The sequence below is a fragment of the Actinomycetospora chibensis genome (assembly GCF_028737215.1).
Taxonomy (GTDB): domain Bacteria; phylum Actinomycetota; class Actinomycetes; order Mycobacteriales; family Pseudonocardiaceae; genus Actinomycetospora; species Actinomycetospora chibensis.
Genome location: NZ_JAQZAM010000011.1, coordinates 129,861 through 145,341, shown reverse-complemented (window position 1 = coordinate 145,341; position 15,481 = coordinate 129,861). Strand labels below are relative to the sequence as shown.

The 15,481-nt window shown below is 72.6% G+C and carries 15 protein-coding genes; 6 read left to right on the top strand and 9 right to left on the bottom strand.

What is annotated here, in order from left to right:
• From PH189_RS18165 to PH189_RS18155, 3 genes are all read right to left on the bottom strand, one after another.
• The gene (locus PH189_RS18165) at positions 1-999 is read right to left on the bottom strand and encodes a nicotinate-nucleotide--dimethylbenzimidazole phosphoribosyltransferase (RefSeq protein WP_274190226.1); all 999 of its coding nucleotides are present in this window, start codon (positions 997-999) and stop codon (positions 1-3) included.
• A gap of 62 nt (positions 1,000-1,061) precedes the next feature.
• Complete coding sequence (locus PH189_RS18160; RefSeq protein WP_378014879.1) at positions 1,062-1,526, bottom strand: bifunctional adenosylcobinamide kinase/adenosylcobinamide-phosphate guanylyltransferase; 465 nt, start codon at positions 1,524-1,526, stop codon at positions 1,062-1,064.
• 65 nt (positions 1,527-1,591) lie between these two features.
• Positions 1,592-2,254 carry a DUF3043 domain-containing protein gene (locus tag PH189_RS18155; protein WP_274190225.1) on the bottom strand — a complete coding sequence of 221 codons (663 nt, stop codon included), beginning with the start codon at positions 2,252-2,254 and terminating at the stop codon, positions 1,592-1,594.
• A 62-nt stretch (positions 2,255-2,316) separates the two neighbouring features.
• Between PH189_RS18155 and PH189_RS18150 the strand changes: the two genes are divergently transcribed.
• Together PH189_RS18150 and PH189_RS18145 are read left to right on the top strand one after the other, a co-directional pair.
• The gene (locus tag PH189_RS18150; protein ID WP_274190224.1) at positions 2,317-3,441 is read left to right on the top strand and encodes a glycerate kinase family protein; all 1,125 of its coding nucleotides are present in this window, start codon (positions 2,317-2,319) and stop codon (positions 3,439-3,441) included.
• Between the two features lie 170 nt (positions 3,442-3,611).
• Positions 3,612-3,983 carry a HesB/IscA family protein gene (locus tag PH189_RS18145; RefSeq protein WP_274190223.1) on the top strand — a complete coding sequence of 124 codons (372 nt, stop codon included), beginning with the start codon at positions 3,612-3,614 and terminating at the stop codon, positions 3,981-3,983.
• Between the two features lie 61 nt (positions 3,984-4,044).
• On the opposite strand, the gene PH189_RS18140 is transcribed toward PH189_RS18145, so the two are convergent.
• Together PH189_RS18140 and asnB are read right to left on the bottom strand one after the other, a co-directional pair.
• Entirely contained in the window at positions 4,045-5,031 is a 987-nt protein-coding gene (locus PH189_RS18140) for an adenosine kinase (RefSeq protein WP_274190222.1), read from the bottom strand.
• A gap of 94 nt (positions 5,032-5,125) precedes the next feature.
• Positions 5,126-7,033: an asparagine synthase (glutamine-hydrolyzing) gene (asnB, locus tag PH189_RS18135; RefSeq protein WP_274190221.1), complete on the bottom strand. Its 1,908-nt coding sequence runs from the start codon at positions 7,031-7,033 to the stop codon at positions 5,126-5,128.
• A 251-nt stretch (positions 7,034-7,284) separates the two neighbouring features.
• Between asnB and ctaC the strand changes: the two genes are divergently transcribed.
• Together ctaC and PH189_RS18125 are read left to right on the top strand one after the other, a co-directional pair.
• Positions 7,285-8,229: an aa3-type cytochrome oxidase subunit II gene (ctaC, locus tag PH189_RS18130; RefSeq protein WP_465251259.1), complete on the top strand. Its 945-nt coding sequence runs from the start codon at positions 7,285-7,287 to the stop codon at positions 8,227-8,229.
• 34 nt (positions 8,230-8,263) lie between these two features.
• On the top strand, positions 8,264-8,662 hold the full coding sequence (locus PH189_RS18125; RefSeq protein WP_274190219.1) for a cytochrome c oxidase subunit 4: 399 nt from the start codon (positions 8,264-8,266) through the stop codon (positions 8,660-8,662).
• Positions 8,663-9,392: 730 nt separating this feature from the next.
• Here the strand turns inward: PH189_RS18125 and qcrB are convergent.
• The 4 genes from qcrB to ctaE form a co-directional block, all read right to left on the bottom strand.
• The gene (qcrB, locus tag PH189_RS18120; RefSeq protein ID WP_274190218.1) at positions 9,393-11,075 is read right to left on the bottom strand and encodes a cytochrome bc1 complex cytochrome b subunit; all 1,683 of its coding nucleotides are present in this window, start codon (positions 11,073-11,075) and stop codon (positions 9,393-9,395) included.
• Positions 11,072-12,226 carry a cytochrome bc1 complex Rieske iron-sulfur subunit gene (gene qcrA / locus PH189_RS18115; RefSeq protein ID WP_274190217.1) on the bottom strand — a complete coding sequence of 385 codons (1,155 nt, stop codon included), beginning with the start codon at positions 12,224-12,226 and terminating at the stop codon, positions 11,072-11,074. The genes qcrB and qcrA overlap by 4 nt, the downstream gene beginning before the upstream one ends.
• The gene (qcrC, locus tag PH189_RS18110; protein WP_274190216.1) at positions 12,223-13,047 is read right to left on the bottom strand and encodes a cytochrome bc1 complex diheme cytochrome c subunit; all 825 of its coding nucleotides are present in this window, start codon (positions 13,045-13,047) and stop codon (positions 12,223-12,225) included. Before qcrC ends, qcrA begins: the two co-directional genes overlap by 4 nt.
• A 75-nt stretch (positions 13,048-13,122) precedes the next feature.
• Positions 13,123-13,746, bottom strand: coding sequence for an aa3-type cytochrome oxidase subunit III (gene ctaE, locus PH189_RS18105; protein WP_274190215.1), 624 nt, complete (start codon positions 13,744-13,746; stop codon positions 13,123-13,125).
• 215 nt (positions 13,747-13,961) lie between these two features.
• On the opposite strand from ctaE, the gene PH189_RS18100 reads away from it, so the two are divergent.
• Both PH189_RS18100 and trpD read left to right on the top strand, forming a co-directional pair.
• Positions 13,962-14,378: a response regulator transcription factor gene (locus tag PH189_RS18100; RefSeq protein WP_274190214.1), complete on the top strand. Its 417-nt coding sequence runs from the start codon at positions 13,962-13,964 to the stop codon at positions 14,376-14,378.
• The gene (gene trpD / locus PH189_RS18095) at positions 14,375-15,457 is read left to right on the top strand and encodes an anthranilate phosphoribosyltransferase (RefSeq protein ID WP_274190213.1); all 1,083 of its coding nucleotides are present in this window, start codon (positions 14,375-14,377) and stop codon (positions 15,455-15,457) included. Before PH189_RS18100 ends, trpD begins: the two co-directional genes overlap by 4 nt.
• The last annotated feature ends 24 nt before the right edge of the window (positions 15,458-15,481 follow it).

The following is a 15,481-nucleotide window of genomic DNA, read 5'->3' as shown; positions in this document are numbered from 1 at the left end:
TCAGCCGACGCACACCGCGGCGCGCACGAGCCCGACCGCGGTCAGCGCGCCGGTGCCCTGACCGGCGCGCATCGACAGGTCCAGCAGCGGCTCGAGGCCCAGGACGTCGAGCGCGAACGCCTGCGCGGGCTCGGTGCACCGTGTGCCCGCCGTCCACCAGGCGCGCGCGCCCGGGACCTCGGTGTCGGCGAGCAACGCGGCCACGGCCGTCGCCGCGCCGTCGAGCACCACCGGGGTCCGGCGACGGGCGGCCTGGGCGAGGAACCCGACGAGCGCCGCGAGGTCGGCGCCGCCGGCGATCCGCAGCAGGCTCTGCGGGTCGCGGCCCACCGGACGGGCGCGCCGCAGCCCGTCGCGGACCGCCGCGGCCTTGACCATCCACGCGCGGTCGTCGATCCCGCTGCCGCGCCCCACGACGGCCACGGGCTCGCGCCCGGTCATCGCGGCGGCGAGCACGGCGACGGGCGTGCTGACGCCGACGGCCAGCTCACCGGCGACGAGCAGGTCGGCGCCCTCGTCGACCTCCTCGTCGGCCACCTCGCGCCCGGCGCGCAGCGCGGCCGCGGCCTGGTCGGCGGTCAGCACGTCCTCGAGGTCGAGGCGTCCGCCGCCCCGCACCACGGCACGATCGTCGCGCGCGTCCCCGGGCACCGGCGTCGCCAGCCCGACGTCGACGACCCGCAGCCCGGCGCCTGCGGCCTCGGCGAACCGGGCCGCCGCGCCCGATCCGTCGCGCGCGGCGGCCACCCGCGCCACGGTCTCCGCGGGCGCGTGGGCCGAGACACCGGCGGCGGCGATCCCGTGGTCGGCGGCGAACAGCACCGCCCGCACCCGACGCGGCGCCCGGGCCGGCGCCCGCCCCTGGCAGGCGGCGAGCCATGCGGCGAGCTCCTCGAGGCGCCCGTAGCTCCCGCCGGGCAGCGCCGCGCGGGCCTCCTCGCGGGCGGTCTCGTCGGGGGGCGCGACACCCGCCGGGGCCGAGCTGGCGACCGGGTGCACGCGGGTTCCTCCTCCTCGGCACGACATTGCGGGGCGGGCGATCTCGGCGCGACCGTAGCCGGTCACCGCAGACGCAGGGGCACCCCGGCCACGAGCAGCCACACCTCGTCGCACACCGCCGCGAGCGCCTGGTTCACCGCCCCCAGCTCGTCGCGGAAGCGGCGACCGGCACTCGTCGAGGGCACGACGCCCAGCCCGACCTCGGCGGACACGAGCACCAGCGTCCCGCCGAAGCGATCGACCGCCGCCGTCAGCGACGTACGCGCCGCGTCGACGGACGGCGCGTCGCGCTCCCAGCCAGCGTCGTCGAGCAGCCCCGTCACCCAGGTGGCGAGGTCGTCGACGAGCACGGGATCGCCGGGGTGGCCGTCGAGGACCGCCGGCAGGTCGGCGTCCTCCACCGTCCGCCACGAGGCGGGTCGGCGGGCGCGGTGCACGGCGACGCGGTCGGCCCACTCGGGGTCGAGGCCCGGGTCGACACCGCGGGCGGTGGCGACGTAGAGCACCGGCGCGTCGGCGTCGAGCATCCCCTCGGCGTAGGCGGACTTGCCCGAGCGCGTCCCGCCGAGGACCAGCGTGCGCAGGACCGCCCTCAGGCGATCGCGGTGCCGCGGGCCACCCGGGGCCCGGGCATCCGCAGACGGCGCAGCTGGGTGGCGCGCGTGAACGCGTACCAACCGTAGGACAGGCCGCCGATCTGCTCGTCCGGGAACTTCGCCCGCACCCGCGTCACGACGTAGCGGCCGAGCATGACGCCCTCGAGCGCCATCATCACGAGCATGACCAGGCAGATCAGGCTGCCGGCGGTCTGCACCTGCGGGATCGGGACGATCACCGTCACGAAGATGACGACGGCCAGCGGCATGAACAGGCCCATGAGGTTGCGCCGGGCGTCGACGAGGTCGCGCGCGTAGGCGCGGGCGGGCCCGCGATCGCGGGGCAGCAGCACCGAGTCGTCCCCGGCCATCATGCGCTTGCGACGCTCGGCGGAGGCCTTGCGGCGGTCGTCCTTGGTGCCGCGCAGTGCCCGCGCGCGCTTCATGGCCTCGCGCTGGGTCTTGGGGGCCGGCGCCACCGGTCCGCGCCGCTTGCCCTGCGCGTCGCGCCGGGCCGGCGTGGGGCGTCCCTTGCCGGTGGTCTGGCGGCCTCCGCGCTCGCCGACGACGACCGTCTCGCGGTCGTCGGCCTCGGTGGTCGTGGCGTCATCGGGCTCGGAGCCCGACCCGGTCGAGGTGCCACGGCGCAAGAAGTTCACGTCTCCAGAATAGGGCACCCGCGCGGGCCTCCCCAGACCGCGAGACCCCTACGGTGCGCCGTATGCGCGTGCTGCTCGCTCCCGACTCCTTCGGTGGCAGTCTGACCGCCGCCGAGGCGGCCACGGCGATGGCCGAGGGCTGGGCCCGGGCCGAACCGGAGGACACCGCCATCCTGCTCCCGCTCGCCGACGGCGGCACCGGGTTCGTCGAGGTCCTGCACACCGCACGCGGCGGCACCCGCCACGCGGTCGAGGTCACCGGCCCCCTCGGGACGCCGACGCGGGCGACGTGGCTGGAGCTGGACGGGACGGCGTACCTCGAATCGGCGTCGGCCTGCGGGCTGCACCTCGTCGACGAGCGCACGCCCCGCACCGCGGCGTCGGCGACGAGCCGGGGTGTCGGCGAGCTCCTGGCGGCGGCGGCCGGACACGAGCCCCAGGCGATCGTCGTCGGGCTCGGTGGCTCCGCCTGCACCGACGGCGGGGCCGGGATGCTGGCGGCGCTCGGCGCCGTGGCCCGAGATGCCGACGGGGACGCCCTGCCCGACGGCGGCGGGGCCCTCGCGCGGGCCGCGCGCCTCGACGGGCTCGCGGACGTCCGGGCGCGGTTCGAGGGCGTCGACCTCGTCGTGGCCGCCGACGTCGACCACGTGCTCACCGGCCGGGAGGGCGCCGCGGCGGTGTTCGGCCCCCAGAAGGGCGCCGACGAACAGACCGTGGCCGCCCTCGACGCGGCGCTGACGACGTGGGCGGCGGTGCTGGGTGACGGCCTCGCCGACCTCGCCGGGGCCGGCGCCGCCGGCGGGCTGGGCGTGGCGCTCGCGGCGCTCGGGGCCCGCCGGGTCGCGGGCGGGGAGCTGGTCCGCGAGGTCGCGGGCCTCGACGAGGCCCTCGCCCGGGCCGACCTCGTGGTCACGGGCGAGGGACGCCTCGACGCCCAGTCGCTGCACGGCAAGCTCGTCTCGGTGGTGGCCGCGCGGGCCCGTGAGCAGGGCGTTCCGTGCATCGCGCTGGCCGGCCAGGTGGACATGAGCACGGGGGAGGCCCTGGAGGCCGGGCTCGAGGGCGTCTACTCGGTGGCCGCGGACGCGGGCTCCGTCGAGGCCGCCCTCGCCGAGCCCGCCGCCCGGCTGGCCGATCTCGCCGAGGGCGTCGCCAAGCGCTGGGGGGCGCGTCCTCCCGGGTGACGGGGGTGAGCGCGCGCACGCATGAGCACGGGCCCGACGTGTGCGACGATGGAGTCCGGCCGCGGGGCCTTCAGGATCATGTGGCGCCCCGAAGGAACACACGGCACCGCGACCGGGTTGTGCGCAGCGGGTAGTGCACAGCGTCCGTCCCGGGAGCTCAAGGGAGAACCATGACCGTCGAGAACCCGACCGCGCCCTCCGCGGTCACCGAGGCCGCGCACGGTGTCGAGCTGACCGACTCCGCCGCCGGCAAGGCCAAGGCCCTGCTCGACCAGGAGGGCCGCAACGACATGTCGCTGCGCATCGCCGTCCAGCCGGGCGGGTGCGCGGGTCTCAAGTACCAGCTCTTCTTCGACGACCGCAGCCTCGACGGCGACCTCAACGTCGACTTCAACGGGCTCACCGTCTCCGTCGACCGCATGAGCGCGCCGTACCTGCAGGGTGCGGTCATCGACTTCGTCGACACCATCGAGAAGCAGGGGTTCACGATCGACAACCCCAACGCCGGCGGGTCCTGCGCCTGCGGCGACAGCTTCAACTGACCCGACAGCACAGCGGCCCCGGACCTCGCTCGAGGTCCGGGGCCGCTGTGTGTCCGGCGTCCTACAGGTCGGGGACCTCCGCGGCGACCTTCTGCCGCAGGTCCTCCGGCGGCTGCGCCCCCATCTGGGCGACGACGTGCGACGCGGCGACCGAGCCGATCCGGCCGGCCACACCGACGTCGAGCCCGCGGGTCCAGCCGTACAGGAAGCCGCCCGCGTAGGCGTCGCCGGCACCGGTGGTGTCGACGAGCTCGTCGGCCGGGCGGGCCTCCACCTCGTGGCGGGAGCCGCCGACGCCGTAGATCGTCGAGCCCTTCGGGCCGTGCGTGACGACGACGATCTCGCAGTTGCCGCCCTGGTCGCGCAGCAGGCCCTCGATCGGGTCGTCCCCGACGAGCGCCGCGACCTCGTCCTCGTCGGCGATGAGGATCTCGACGTTCTCGCGGCACAGCTCGCGGAAGTACTCGCGGTGGCGGTCGACGCAGCCGGCGTCCGACAGCGTCAGGCCGACCTTCGCGTCGCTCTTCGCCGCGGCGTCGACGATCTTGCCGATCGTCCGGCGCGCGTGCTCGGTGTCGGCGAGGTAGCCCTCGATGAGGCTGACCTTGCTGCCGGCGACGTCGCCCTGCTCGATGTCGTCGGGCCCCAGCGCCGTGCAGGCACCGAGGAACGTCGACATCGTGCGCTCGCCGTCGGGCGTCACCATGATCAGACACCGCGCGGTCGCGGGGCTCCCGGACAGCGCCGGCGTCGTGAACGCGACCCCGTGCGACCGGATCGAGTCGGTGAACGAGTCGCCGAGACGGTCGTCCGACACCTTGCCCACGTAGCCCGCGTCCGCGCCGAGGGTGGCGGCGATGGCGATGGTGTTCGCGACGCTGCCCCCGGAGCGCTCGGTGGTGTCGCTCGCCTCGGCGTACAGCTTCTCGGCCTGGGCCTCGTCGATGAGCGTCATCCCGCCCTTGGGCAGGTCGTGCCCGCGGATGGTGTCGTCGTCGCTGCGGAACAACACGTCGACGATCGCGTTGCCGATTCCCAGTACGTCCATGGATGCCTCTCGCTGGCGGTACGTCCTTCGGACCAACGTTCGACCCTAGGTGAAAGCCGCCATCAGAGGGACCGCACCGTTACGTCCGGCACGTTCACGCATACACCGGGTAGTTCGGCTCCGGGATCGCGGGGCGGATGCGCTCCTCGACGAAGATGCCGTGCCAGAGCATGAACACCAGGATCGTCCAGATCCGCCGCGAGTGGTCGACGGGGCCGGCGCGGTGGTCGTCGATCAGGCGCAGCACCGCGGCCTTGTCGAGGATCGCGTCGGTCTGGGAGTCGCGGACGATCTCCCGGGCCCACTCGAGCATGTCGTGGGCGAGCCAGTGGCGGATCGGCACCGGGAAGCCGAGCTTGCGGCGGTTCAGGACGTGCGGCGGCACGATGCCGTCGATCGCCCGGCGCAGCGCGTACTTCGTCGTGCCGTAGGCGACCTTCTGGTCGGTCGGCAGGTGCGACGCGACCTCGAAGACCTCCTTGTCGAGGAACGGCACGCGCAGCTCGAGCGAGTTGGCCATCGTCATCTTGTCGGCCTTGACGAGGATGTCGCCGCGCAGCCACGTGAAGAGGTCGACGTGCTGCATCCGCGCCACCGGGTCCCAGGAGCCCGAGTCGGCGTAGAGCGGCGCGGTGATGTCGACGTGCGAGAGCTCGGGGTCGTGCCCGCGCAGGACCGCGGCGAGCTGGTCGTTGCGGAAGATCCGCGCGTTGCCGTAGTAGCGCTCCTCGAGGGGGAGCGCGCCGCGGCGCAGGAGGTCCTTGCCGCGCACGCCGTCGGGCAGTTTCGCCGACAGCGACCCGGCGAGCTTGCGCACCGCCCCGGGCAGCTTCTCGAACGGCGCGAGCGAGAGCGGCTCCTTGTAGATGGTGTAGCCGCCGAACAGCTCGTCGGCTCCCTCGCCGGAGAGCACGACCTTGACGTGCTTGCGGGCCTCGCGCGCCACGAACCACAGGGGCACCAGTGCGGGGTCGGCCACCGGGTCGTCGAGGTACCAGACGATGAGCGGCAGCGCGTCCATCATCTCCTGGGCGGTGACGGTGCGGACGACGTGGCGGACGCCGATCGCCTCGGCCGACTCGCGCGCGACGTCGACCTCGGAGTAGCCGTCGCGCTCGAAGCCCGTGGTGAAGGTGATGAGGTCCGGGTTGTGCTCCTTGGCGAGCGCGGCGATGACCGTGGAGTCGATGCCGCCGGAGAGGAACGCGCCCACGGTGACGTCGGCGCGCATGTGCTTCGCCACCGAGTCGCGCAGGACCTCGGTGATCTCGGCGTGCACGCGGGCCTCGTCGTCGACCGGCTTCTCGTCGAAGGTCGGGACGAAGTAGCGCTCCGTCGACATCGGCTCGCCGGGGGAGACGGTGAAGCTCGTCCCCGACTCGACGCGGCGGATGGAGCGGTGCAGCGAGAGCGGCTCCGGCACGTACTGCAGCTGCAGGTAGTGCTGCAGCGCGGTCGGGTCGGGCGCGGTGGTCGGCTCGCCGAGACCCTTCGCCAGCTCGAGCAGGCTCTTCTTCTCGCTGGCGAACGCCACGCCGTGCGGCCCGGCGGAGACGAAGAGGGGCTTGATGCCGAACGGGTCGCGGGCGCCGAACAGCATGCGCTCGTGGGTGTCCCAGATCAGGAACGCGAACATGCCGCGCAGGCGGCGGACCGCGTCGGGACCCCAGACGTCGTAGGCGGCGACGATGGCCTCGGTGTCCCCGTCGGTGACGAATCGGGCGCCGTGGTCACGCGCGAGCTCCTCGCGCAGCTCGAGGTAGTTGTAGATCTCGCCGTTGAAGACGATGCGGTAGCGATCGCTCGCGTAGGTCAGGGGTTGGTGCGAGTTCTCGACGTCGATGATCGAGAGTCGGTTGAAGCCCAGCGCCACGTCGTCGTCGTGCCACACGCCGGACTCGTCCGGCCCGCGGTGGCGCATGCACGCGAGGCTCGCCCGCACCGCGTCGGCACGCGCCGCGCCCTCACCGCCGGGCGTGATCAATCCCATCAGGCCGCACACGCGTCCGCTGACACCTCCGGTTCCGGGGCCACCGCCGCCGCCCCGAGGGGCGGGATGCGCTCAGTATGACGACCCGGATGCGCCGCTCCGTGACACCCCGCGCGCCCCTCCGACAGCGCGTAGTGGCTCGCTCGGATAGTCTCCGCTCCGACGTCGGGGCCCGGGTCGCCGGGCCGCTCGCCGCACCGTCCGGAGCCGTTCTCGGCCCCTGGTCGGATGGCGTGCACCGTGCGAGGAGGAAGGCAGCAGCAGTGCGCCGAGATGGGACGCCGCCCCGGGCCCGCACCGGGCGCGCACGCCGGGTCCTGGGACTGGCTGCGGCCGCCGTCGTCGTAGCGGTGACCACCTCCGGATGCTCGGTGGACGAGGTCCTCCGCTTCGGCTGGCCGGTCGGTGTCACGCCCGAGGCCACGCAGATGCGCACGCTGTGGACCTGGGCCGCGGTCGCCGCCCTCGTCGTCGGCGTCATCGTCTGGGGCCTCACGGCCTGGACCGTCGCCTTCCACCGCAAGCGCGCCGGCGAGTCCGACCTCCCGCGCCAGTTCCAGTACAACCTGCCGCTGGAGCTCGTGCTCACAGTCGTGCCGCTGGTGATCGTCGCGGTGCTCTTCTACTTCACCGTCGTCGTGCAGAACGTCGTCGACCGCGAGGCGGAGGGCAACGAACTGCAGGTCACGATCACCGGGTTCCAGTGGAACTGGGAGTTCGGCTACCCGCAGACCATCGCGCCCAACGGGCTCCCGGCCTCCGTCGTCGGCACCACGACCTCCGTGCCGATCCTGGTGCTGCCCACCGACCGGCCGATCGCGTTCACCCAGGAGTCGAAGGACGTCATCCACTCCTTCTGGGTGCCGGAGTTCCTGTTCAAGCGCGACGTCATCCCGTACCCGGAGGAGAACGACCAGAAGAACACCTGGGTCATCGACCGGATCGAGCGTCCCGGTGCCTTCGTCGGCCGCTGCGCGGAGTTCTGCGGCGCCTACCACTCGATGATGAACTTCGAGGTCCGGGCGCTGCCGCCGGCCCTCTTCGAACAGTTCCTCCAGACCCGCCAGCGGATCGACCCCCAGACGGGCCAGGGCTTCACCACCAACGCCGCTCTCGCGGCGATGAACTGCGGCGAGCTCTGCAACCCCGAGTCGATCACCACGCAGCCCGCCAACCCGGACCCGACCGCCCGGCAGGCGTTCAAGTGACCGCCCGCCCCACCCTGTCGAGAGCGAGGACCCGGTGAAGGTCGAATCCCGCATCTTCGAGATCCTCACGGTCTTCTGCTTCGTCTGCGCGATCGTGTACGGCATCCTCTCGGGTGAGGAGGTCGGCATCGTCGCCCTGACGCTGACCGGCGGCCTGACCCTCATCGTCGGCACGTACTTCCGCTTCGTCGCCCGGCGGCTCGAGGAGCGGCCCGAGGACAACCCCGAGGCCGAGGTGTCGGACGGCGCCGGCGACCTCGGCTTCTTCAGCCCCGGGAGCTACTGGCCCATCGCCGTCGCGGGCGGCACGGCCCTCACGGGCTTCGGCATCGCCCTGTGGCAGTGGTGGCTGATCGTCCTCGCCGGCGTCGCGCTCATCATCGCCATCTGCGGCCTCGTGTTCGAGTACCACGCGGGTCCGTCGGCGCACTAGCTCGCTCGCGGGTTCATCCCAGGCCCTCACAGCCCCGCTCCGCCCGTCGGAGCGGGGCTGTGGTGTGTCTTCCGTCCGGCTCGAGGTGCGGGGGCGGGCGTGGTCGGTGGAGCGAACGGGCCGTTCGCTGCTTCTGCGCGCATGAACGGCGCGTTCGTGCCATCGGAGCGGGGACCCGGCCCGCCCGTGGGGCGGGCGGTCGGGAGATCACCAGGTCGAGAGGTACCGGCAGTGGCACGTGGACGGTGTGTTTCCGCCTGCTGATCGAGGCCCGAGGCCCGAGGCCCGAGGCGGGGAAGGTCGAGCGGCCACGAAGGTCGCGTTGCCGATCCCGAGCGGCGGGCAGGTGCCCGCCCGGCGCCGTCGCACGCGGGTGCCCGTCAACCACAGCGGCAGATCGCGGCCGGACGATCCCCTGGGTGCTCAGGGCTCGTCCCCGTGAGCGAGCTCGAGCGTGGCCTCAGAGGCCCTGTGAGCGGCAGGGGCGCGGGGGAGCCCTCCCTCGTGACCCCTGGAGCGCTCACGCGCCCCCAGCGCCCTCCTCGGCGTGTCGCTCAGGCGACGTTGTGGCGATCCTGGCGTTCAGTGCCAGCGTGGACGCAGGGCTTGCACCTGAGGTGCACGCGCTGACGCGCTCCGGGGGCCGGGGGCCGGGGAGGACCGACCAAACGCACACGGGCCGGGAGCGTCGATGACGCTCCCGGCCCGTGTCGTGCGGACGTGCTCGGAACTACTCCTGGATGTCGCGCGGGCGCCCGGCGTCCGGACGGCCGGCGAGCTCGCGCTGCTCGCCGGGCTCGACCTGCATCGGGTCGCCACCACCGTGGCCGCCGCCGAGGGCTTCCTGCTCCTCGGCCGGGTCCGGACGGAACCAGCCGCCCTTGAGGGGCTGGCCCGCGGAACCGAGGTCGTTCATGCGCTTCGGCACCTTGGCGCCCTGGTAGGCGAGCGGCACGGGGTGGCCGTGCTCGTCGACGCCACCCAGCGGCTGGTGCACCTCGACGAACTCACCGTGCGGCAGGCGCTTGATGTGCCCGGTCTCGATGCCGTGCTCGAGCACCTCGCGGTCGCTGCGCTGGAGGCCCAGGCAGATCCGGTATGTCGCGAAGTACACGAGCGGCGGCAGGACGAGCAGCCCGATGCGCCCGATCCACGTCATCACGTTCAGGGAGATGTCGAACGTGTAGCCGATGATGTCGTTGCCGCAGGCCACGACCAGCCAGAAGTAGAAGGTCATGGCCATCACGCCGGTGGCCGTCCGCACGGGGACGTCACGCGGGCGCTGGAGCAGGTTGTGGTGGGCGTCGTCGCCGGTCAGCTTGCGCTCGAGCAGCGGGTAGAGCGCGAGCAGCGTGGTGAGGATGCCCATCCCGATCACGGCCGGGAAGAAGATCGCCGGGATCGTGTAGGTCCCGAACAGATACATCTCCCACGACGGCCACAGCCGGACGGCGCCGTCGAACACGGCCATGTACCAGTCGGGCTGCGAGCCCGCCGAGACCTTGGCCGGGTTGTACGGGCCGAGGTTCCAGATCGGGTTGATCTGGAACAGGCCGCCCATCGCCGCCATGAGGCCCACCGAGACGACGGTGAAGCCGCCGGCCTTGGTGGCGAACGTCGGGAGGATGCGGACGCCGACGACGTTGCGCTCGGTGCGGCCGGGGCCGGGGAACTGGGTGTGCTTCTGGAACCACACCAGCGCCACGTGGATCGCGATCACCGCGGTGATCAGCCCCGGGAGCAGGAAGACGTGGACGATGTAGAGGCGCGGGATGATGATCGTGCCCGGGTACTCGCCGCCGAAGATGGCCCACTGCAGCCACGTGCCCACCACGGGGATCGACATGATGATCGCCGAGACGCCGGTGCGGAGGCCGGTGCCCGAGAGCAGGTCGTCGGGCAGCGAGTAGCCGAGGAAGCCCTCGATCATGCCCGTGAGCAGCAGGACGACGCCGAGGACCCAGTTGGTCTCGCGCGGGCGGCGGAACGCTCCTGTGAAGAACGTCCGCATCATGTGCGCGATCATCGCCGCGACGTAGAGCAGCGCCGCCCAGTGGTGGACCTGGCGGATGAACAGACCGCCGCGCACCTCGAACGAGATGTTCAGCGTCGACTCGTACGCCTTGGTCATCTCGACGCCCTGCAACGGCTGGAACACGCCGGTGTAGGTGGTCTCGGCCATCGAGGGGTCGTAGAAGATCGCCAGCCAGGTGCCCGAGAGCAGCAGCACGATGAAGGCGTACATGTTGATCTCGCCCAGCATGAACGACCAGTGCGTGGGAAAGACCTTGTTGATCTGACGCCGCATCGGCCCGGCCGGGTGGAACCGGCTGTCCGCCTCGTCAGCGGCCGTGCCGACGAGCTTCATCGCCGTGCCGCCGCCCTTGCGGGTGGGTGTGGTGATCGCACTCATGACCTTCGCTCCCAGAACGCCGGACCCACCGGTTCAATGAAGTCGCTGCGCGCGTACAGATATCCCTGATCGTCCACCGCGATCGGCAGTTGCGCCAGCGGACGGGTCGCCGGGCCGAAGACGGGCTTGGCGTACTCGTTCGCCTGGAACTGCGACTGGTGGCACGGGCAGAGGATGCGGTTCGTCTGGTCCTCGTACAGCGACGTGGGGCACCCCATGTGGCTGCAGATCTTCGAGTAGGCGAACAGGGCCCCGTAGTTGAAGTCCTCCTGGCCGGCCCGCTTGATGACGGTGACGTCGGGACGCAGGTGGATGAGCATCACCGGCGAGTCGGGGGACCGCAGGACCTCGGCGAGCTCCTCCGGGTGCGTGCGCTGGGACTCCTTGAACGGGTAGACCGTCTCGATCGCGCCCGGGGCGAGGTCGCCCGAACGCACCAGCACGACCTCCTCGGACTCCCCGGTGTCGCGGCGCATGTAGACCCGCTCGCCGTCCTCGGAGTGCCAGCCCGTGATGAGCAGGGGCGAGTTCGGCCCCTCCTTCCACGGGTTCTTGACCAGGCCCCCGAAGGCCGCCACGAGCACACCGAGCCCGAGCACGCCGCCGGCGGCACCGATCGACCGGTACACCAGCTTGCGCCGCGTGATGCCGCTCTGTTGCCCGGTCTGGACCAGGCGGGCGGCCGCCGTGCGCCGGTCGATCTCCGAGGACCGGCCGTCGTGACGCTGCTGGATCGTCAGATCCTCGGGCAGCAGCTTCTTCGAGTACGCGATCACACCCATGCCGACCGCGAACACCGAGAGGCCGAAGAGGAACCCGATGACCGGGGTGTAGAGCGCGTAGAGGACGCCGCCCTCCTCGCCCGGGCCCACGTACTCCCAGGGCCAGGCGATGAACGCCACGAGGAAGGCGATGCCCGACAGCGCGGCGATGATGAACCAGCCCGCGACCTGGCGCTCGGCCCGGCGCTCGGCGCGGGTGCCGGGCACCGGGAACCGCTCGCGGTTCGAGACGACCTCGAGGTCGTCGATCTGGTTGCCCAGACGGACGAGGTCGTCGGTGCTCATCCGGGCGAGCTCGTCGTCCGAGGGGATGCGCGGGCCGTCGTGCGACTGCGTGGGCGCGTCAGCGCCCTGATCGGGGCGGGTCACTGGCGGGATCCGATCCACAGAGAGATACCGATGAGGGCGGCGAGACCGACGAAGAACGCCACGACGCCCTCCGGCACGGGGCCGAAGCCTCCGAGCCCGACGCCGCCAGGGTCCTTCGCGGGGTTGGCGGCGCCCACCGACTTGATGTAGCCGATGATGTCCCGCTTCTCCTCGGGGGAGAGCTGCGTGTCGGCGAAGGTGGGCATGTTGGCGGGACCCGAGAGCATCGCCGCGTAGATCTGCGACTCGCTCGCCGGGTCGAGGTTCGGCGCGAACTTGCCCTGGGACAGCGCACCGCCGCGGCCGGTGAAGTTGTGGCACGACGCGCAGTTGAGGCGGAACAGCTCGCCACCGCGACCGAGGTCCTGGCCCCGCAGCGCCTCGCCGCTCTCCTCGGGCGTCACCGGACCGCCGCCGTTGGCCTGGATGAACGCCCCCAGGGCGTCGACCTGGGCCTCGTCGAAGCGCGGGGGCTTGCGCTCCGCGACCGCACCCTGGGCCGCGAGCGGCATCCGGCCGGTGGAGACCTGGTAGTAGACCGAGGCCTCACCGACACCGATGAGGCTCGGGCCGCGCCCCTCGACGCCCTGCAGGTTCGTGCCGTGGCACGTGATGCAGGAGTTGTCGTAGATCTGCTGACCCTCGCGCACGATCGCGGGGTCCGCCGCGAGCGCCTGGTCGGGCTCCGGGGTGAACACCGTGTAGAGGCCGCCGACGGCGACCAGCGCGACGCCCAGGGCGAGCATCCCGGACAGGCGCCGGCGCATCTTCGTCCCGCGGCGTGCCCGGGTGGGGGCGGGTCGCGGCTTCTCGTCACTCATCGGGTGCCCAACCTCGAGCTCTCCTCGGTGGTGGTGCGGTTGGTCCTGCGGGCCTTGCGGGGTCGCCGACACGGGTCAGCGGATGAAGTAGATGACCGCGAACAGGCCGATCCAGACCACGTCCACGAAGTGCCAGTAGTACGAGACGACGATCGCCGCCGTGGCCTGCGCCGGTGTGAACCGACTCAGGAACGTGCGGGCTATGAGCAGGATGAACGCGATCAGGCCGCCCGTAACGTGCAGCGCGTGGAATCCGGTGGTGATGTAGAAGACGGACCCGTAGGAGCTGCTGGAGATCGTCGTCGCGTGCTCGGTGACGAGAGTGTGGTACTCGAAGACCTGCCCGAGCACGAAGATCGTGCCCATCACGAACGTGATCGCGTACCAGCGGCGGAGACCGAACACGTCGCCGCGCTCCGCCGCGAACACGCCGTACTGGCACGTGAACGACGAGGCCACGAGGATGATCGTGTTCACCAGCGCGTACGGCACGTCGAGCTCGGTGGGCTCCGGTGGCCATCCCTCCGTCGCGTTCGCACGCGCGACGAAGTACATGGCGAACAGCCCGGCGAAGAACATCAGCTCGCTGGAGAGCCAGATGATGGTCCCCACGCTCACGACGTTGGGCCGGTTGAGGGAGTGAATCCTCGCGCTGAAGGAAGGCGCCGGCGCACCCTGGGCGGTCGTCACGGGCGTCATGATGACACCTCTGCCCGACACCAGCCCGTCGGGGCGAGGGCGGATCGTGCCGTCGTCGGGAGACGGTCCGCACCCGCCGCGACCTGCACGCCCCTCACCTGCAGGTTCTCCTACCCGCCGTCGTACGTCGATTCGTCGTACCGATCGTCGGGCGTGGCGCGGCCGGTGGTCGTGGGGCTCGGTGCCCACGGGGTCCGCCGGATAGCATCCGCCCCATGAGCGCCCCGAGCCCCACACTCACGGTCGTGGTGATGAGCCATCGTCCGGAGGTGCGCGAGGCCATCTCCAGCGCCGTGGGGCGTCGCCCCGCGCCCGACCTGCCTCGACTGCGCTTCGTCGAGGCGGAGAGCATCGGGGACGTCCTCGGGTCCTTCGACGCCGGCGAGATCGACCTCGCGGTCCTCGACGGGGAGGCGCAGCCCACCGGCGGGATGGGGGTGTGCCGCCAGATCAAGAACGAGAGCGACGACCCGCCGCCGATCATCGTCGTCGTCCGGCGTCGCGACGACCACTGGCTCGCGACCTGGTCGCAGGCCGACGCCGTCCTCGTGCAGCCGCTGGACCCGGTGACGGCCGCCGAGACCGTCGCCACCGTTCTGCGGGAGCGGTCCGCCCCCGCCGTCCGCGGGTGACGGCCGCGGTGGGGACGCCGGTCGCAGCGGCCCCGAGCTGGCCGGGCCTGCTCGGGCGACTGCTGGCGGGGCAGGACCTCGCCGCGGACGACACCGAGTGGGCGATGGACCAGGTGATGTCGGGCGAGGCCTCGCCCGCGCAGGTCGCGGGGTTCGTCGTGGCCCTGCGGGCCAAGGGGGAGACGGCCCCGGAGATCGCGGGGCTGGCGACGGCGATGCTCGCCCACGCCCGGCCCGTGGACGTCCCCGGCCCGGTGGTCGACATCGTCGGCACCGGCGGCGACGGCGCGCACACCGTGAACATCTCGACCATGGCGGCCGTCGTGATGGCCGCGGCCGGTGCCCGCGTCGTGAAGCACGGCGGGCGCGCCGCCTCGTCGCAGAGCGGGTCGGTGGACGTCCTCGAGGCCCTCGGCGTGCCGGTCGACCTCGGTCCCGACGCCGTCGCCCGCTGCGTCGCCGAGGTCGGCATCGGGTTCTGCTTCGCCCAGGTCTTCCACCCGGCGATGCGCCACGCCGGCCCGGTGCGCGGCCAGCTCGGTGTGCCGACCGCGTTCAACCTGCTCGGGCCGCTGACCAACCCGGCCCGCCCGGGCGCGGCGCTGATCGGGTGCGCCGACCTGCGCTTCGCCCCGATCCTCGCCGAGGTGCTCGCCGCGCGCGGGGACCGCGCCGTGGTCGTGCGAGGCGACGACGGGCTCGACGAGGTCACCACCGCGACCACGACCACCGTCTGGCACGCCGGACCGGGCGGGGTGCGGGTGGAGACGCTCGACCCGACCGCGCTGGGCGTGCCGGTCTCCGGTCCCGGGGCGCTGCGGGGCGGGGACGCCGCCCACAACGCCGCGGTGGCCCGCGCGGTGTTCGCCGGCGAGCCCGGGGCGGTCCGGGACGCGGTGCTGCTCAACGCCGGCGCCGCGCTCGCCGCCCACGAGGAGTCCGTCACCGGCACGGCGATGACCGACCTGCACGCCGGTGTGGCGACCGGGATGCGCCGGGCCGCCGAGGCGGTCGACTCGGGGGCCGCCGCGGCGCTGCTCGAGCGCTGGTCGGCGGTCGCCCGTGCCGTCCGTGACTGAGGGCGTGAATGAGGGCGTGAATGA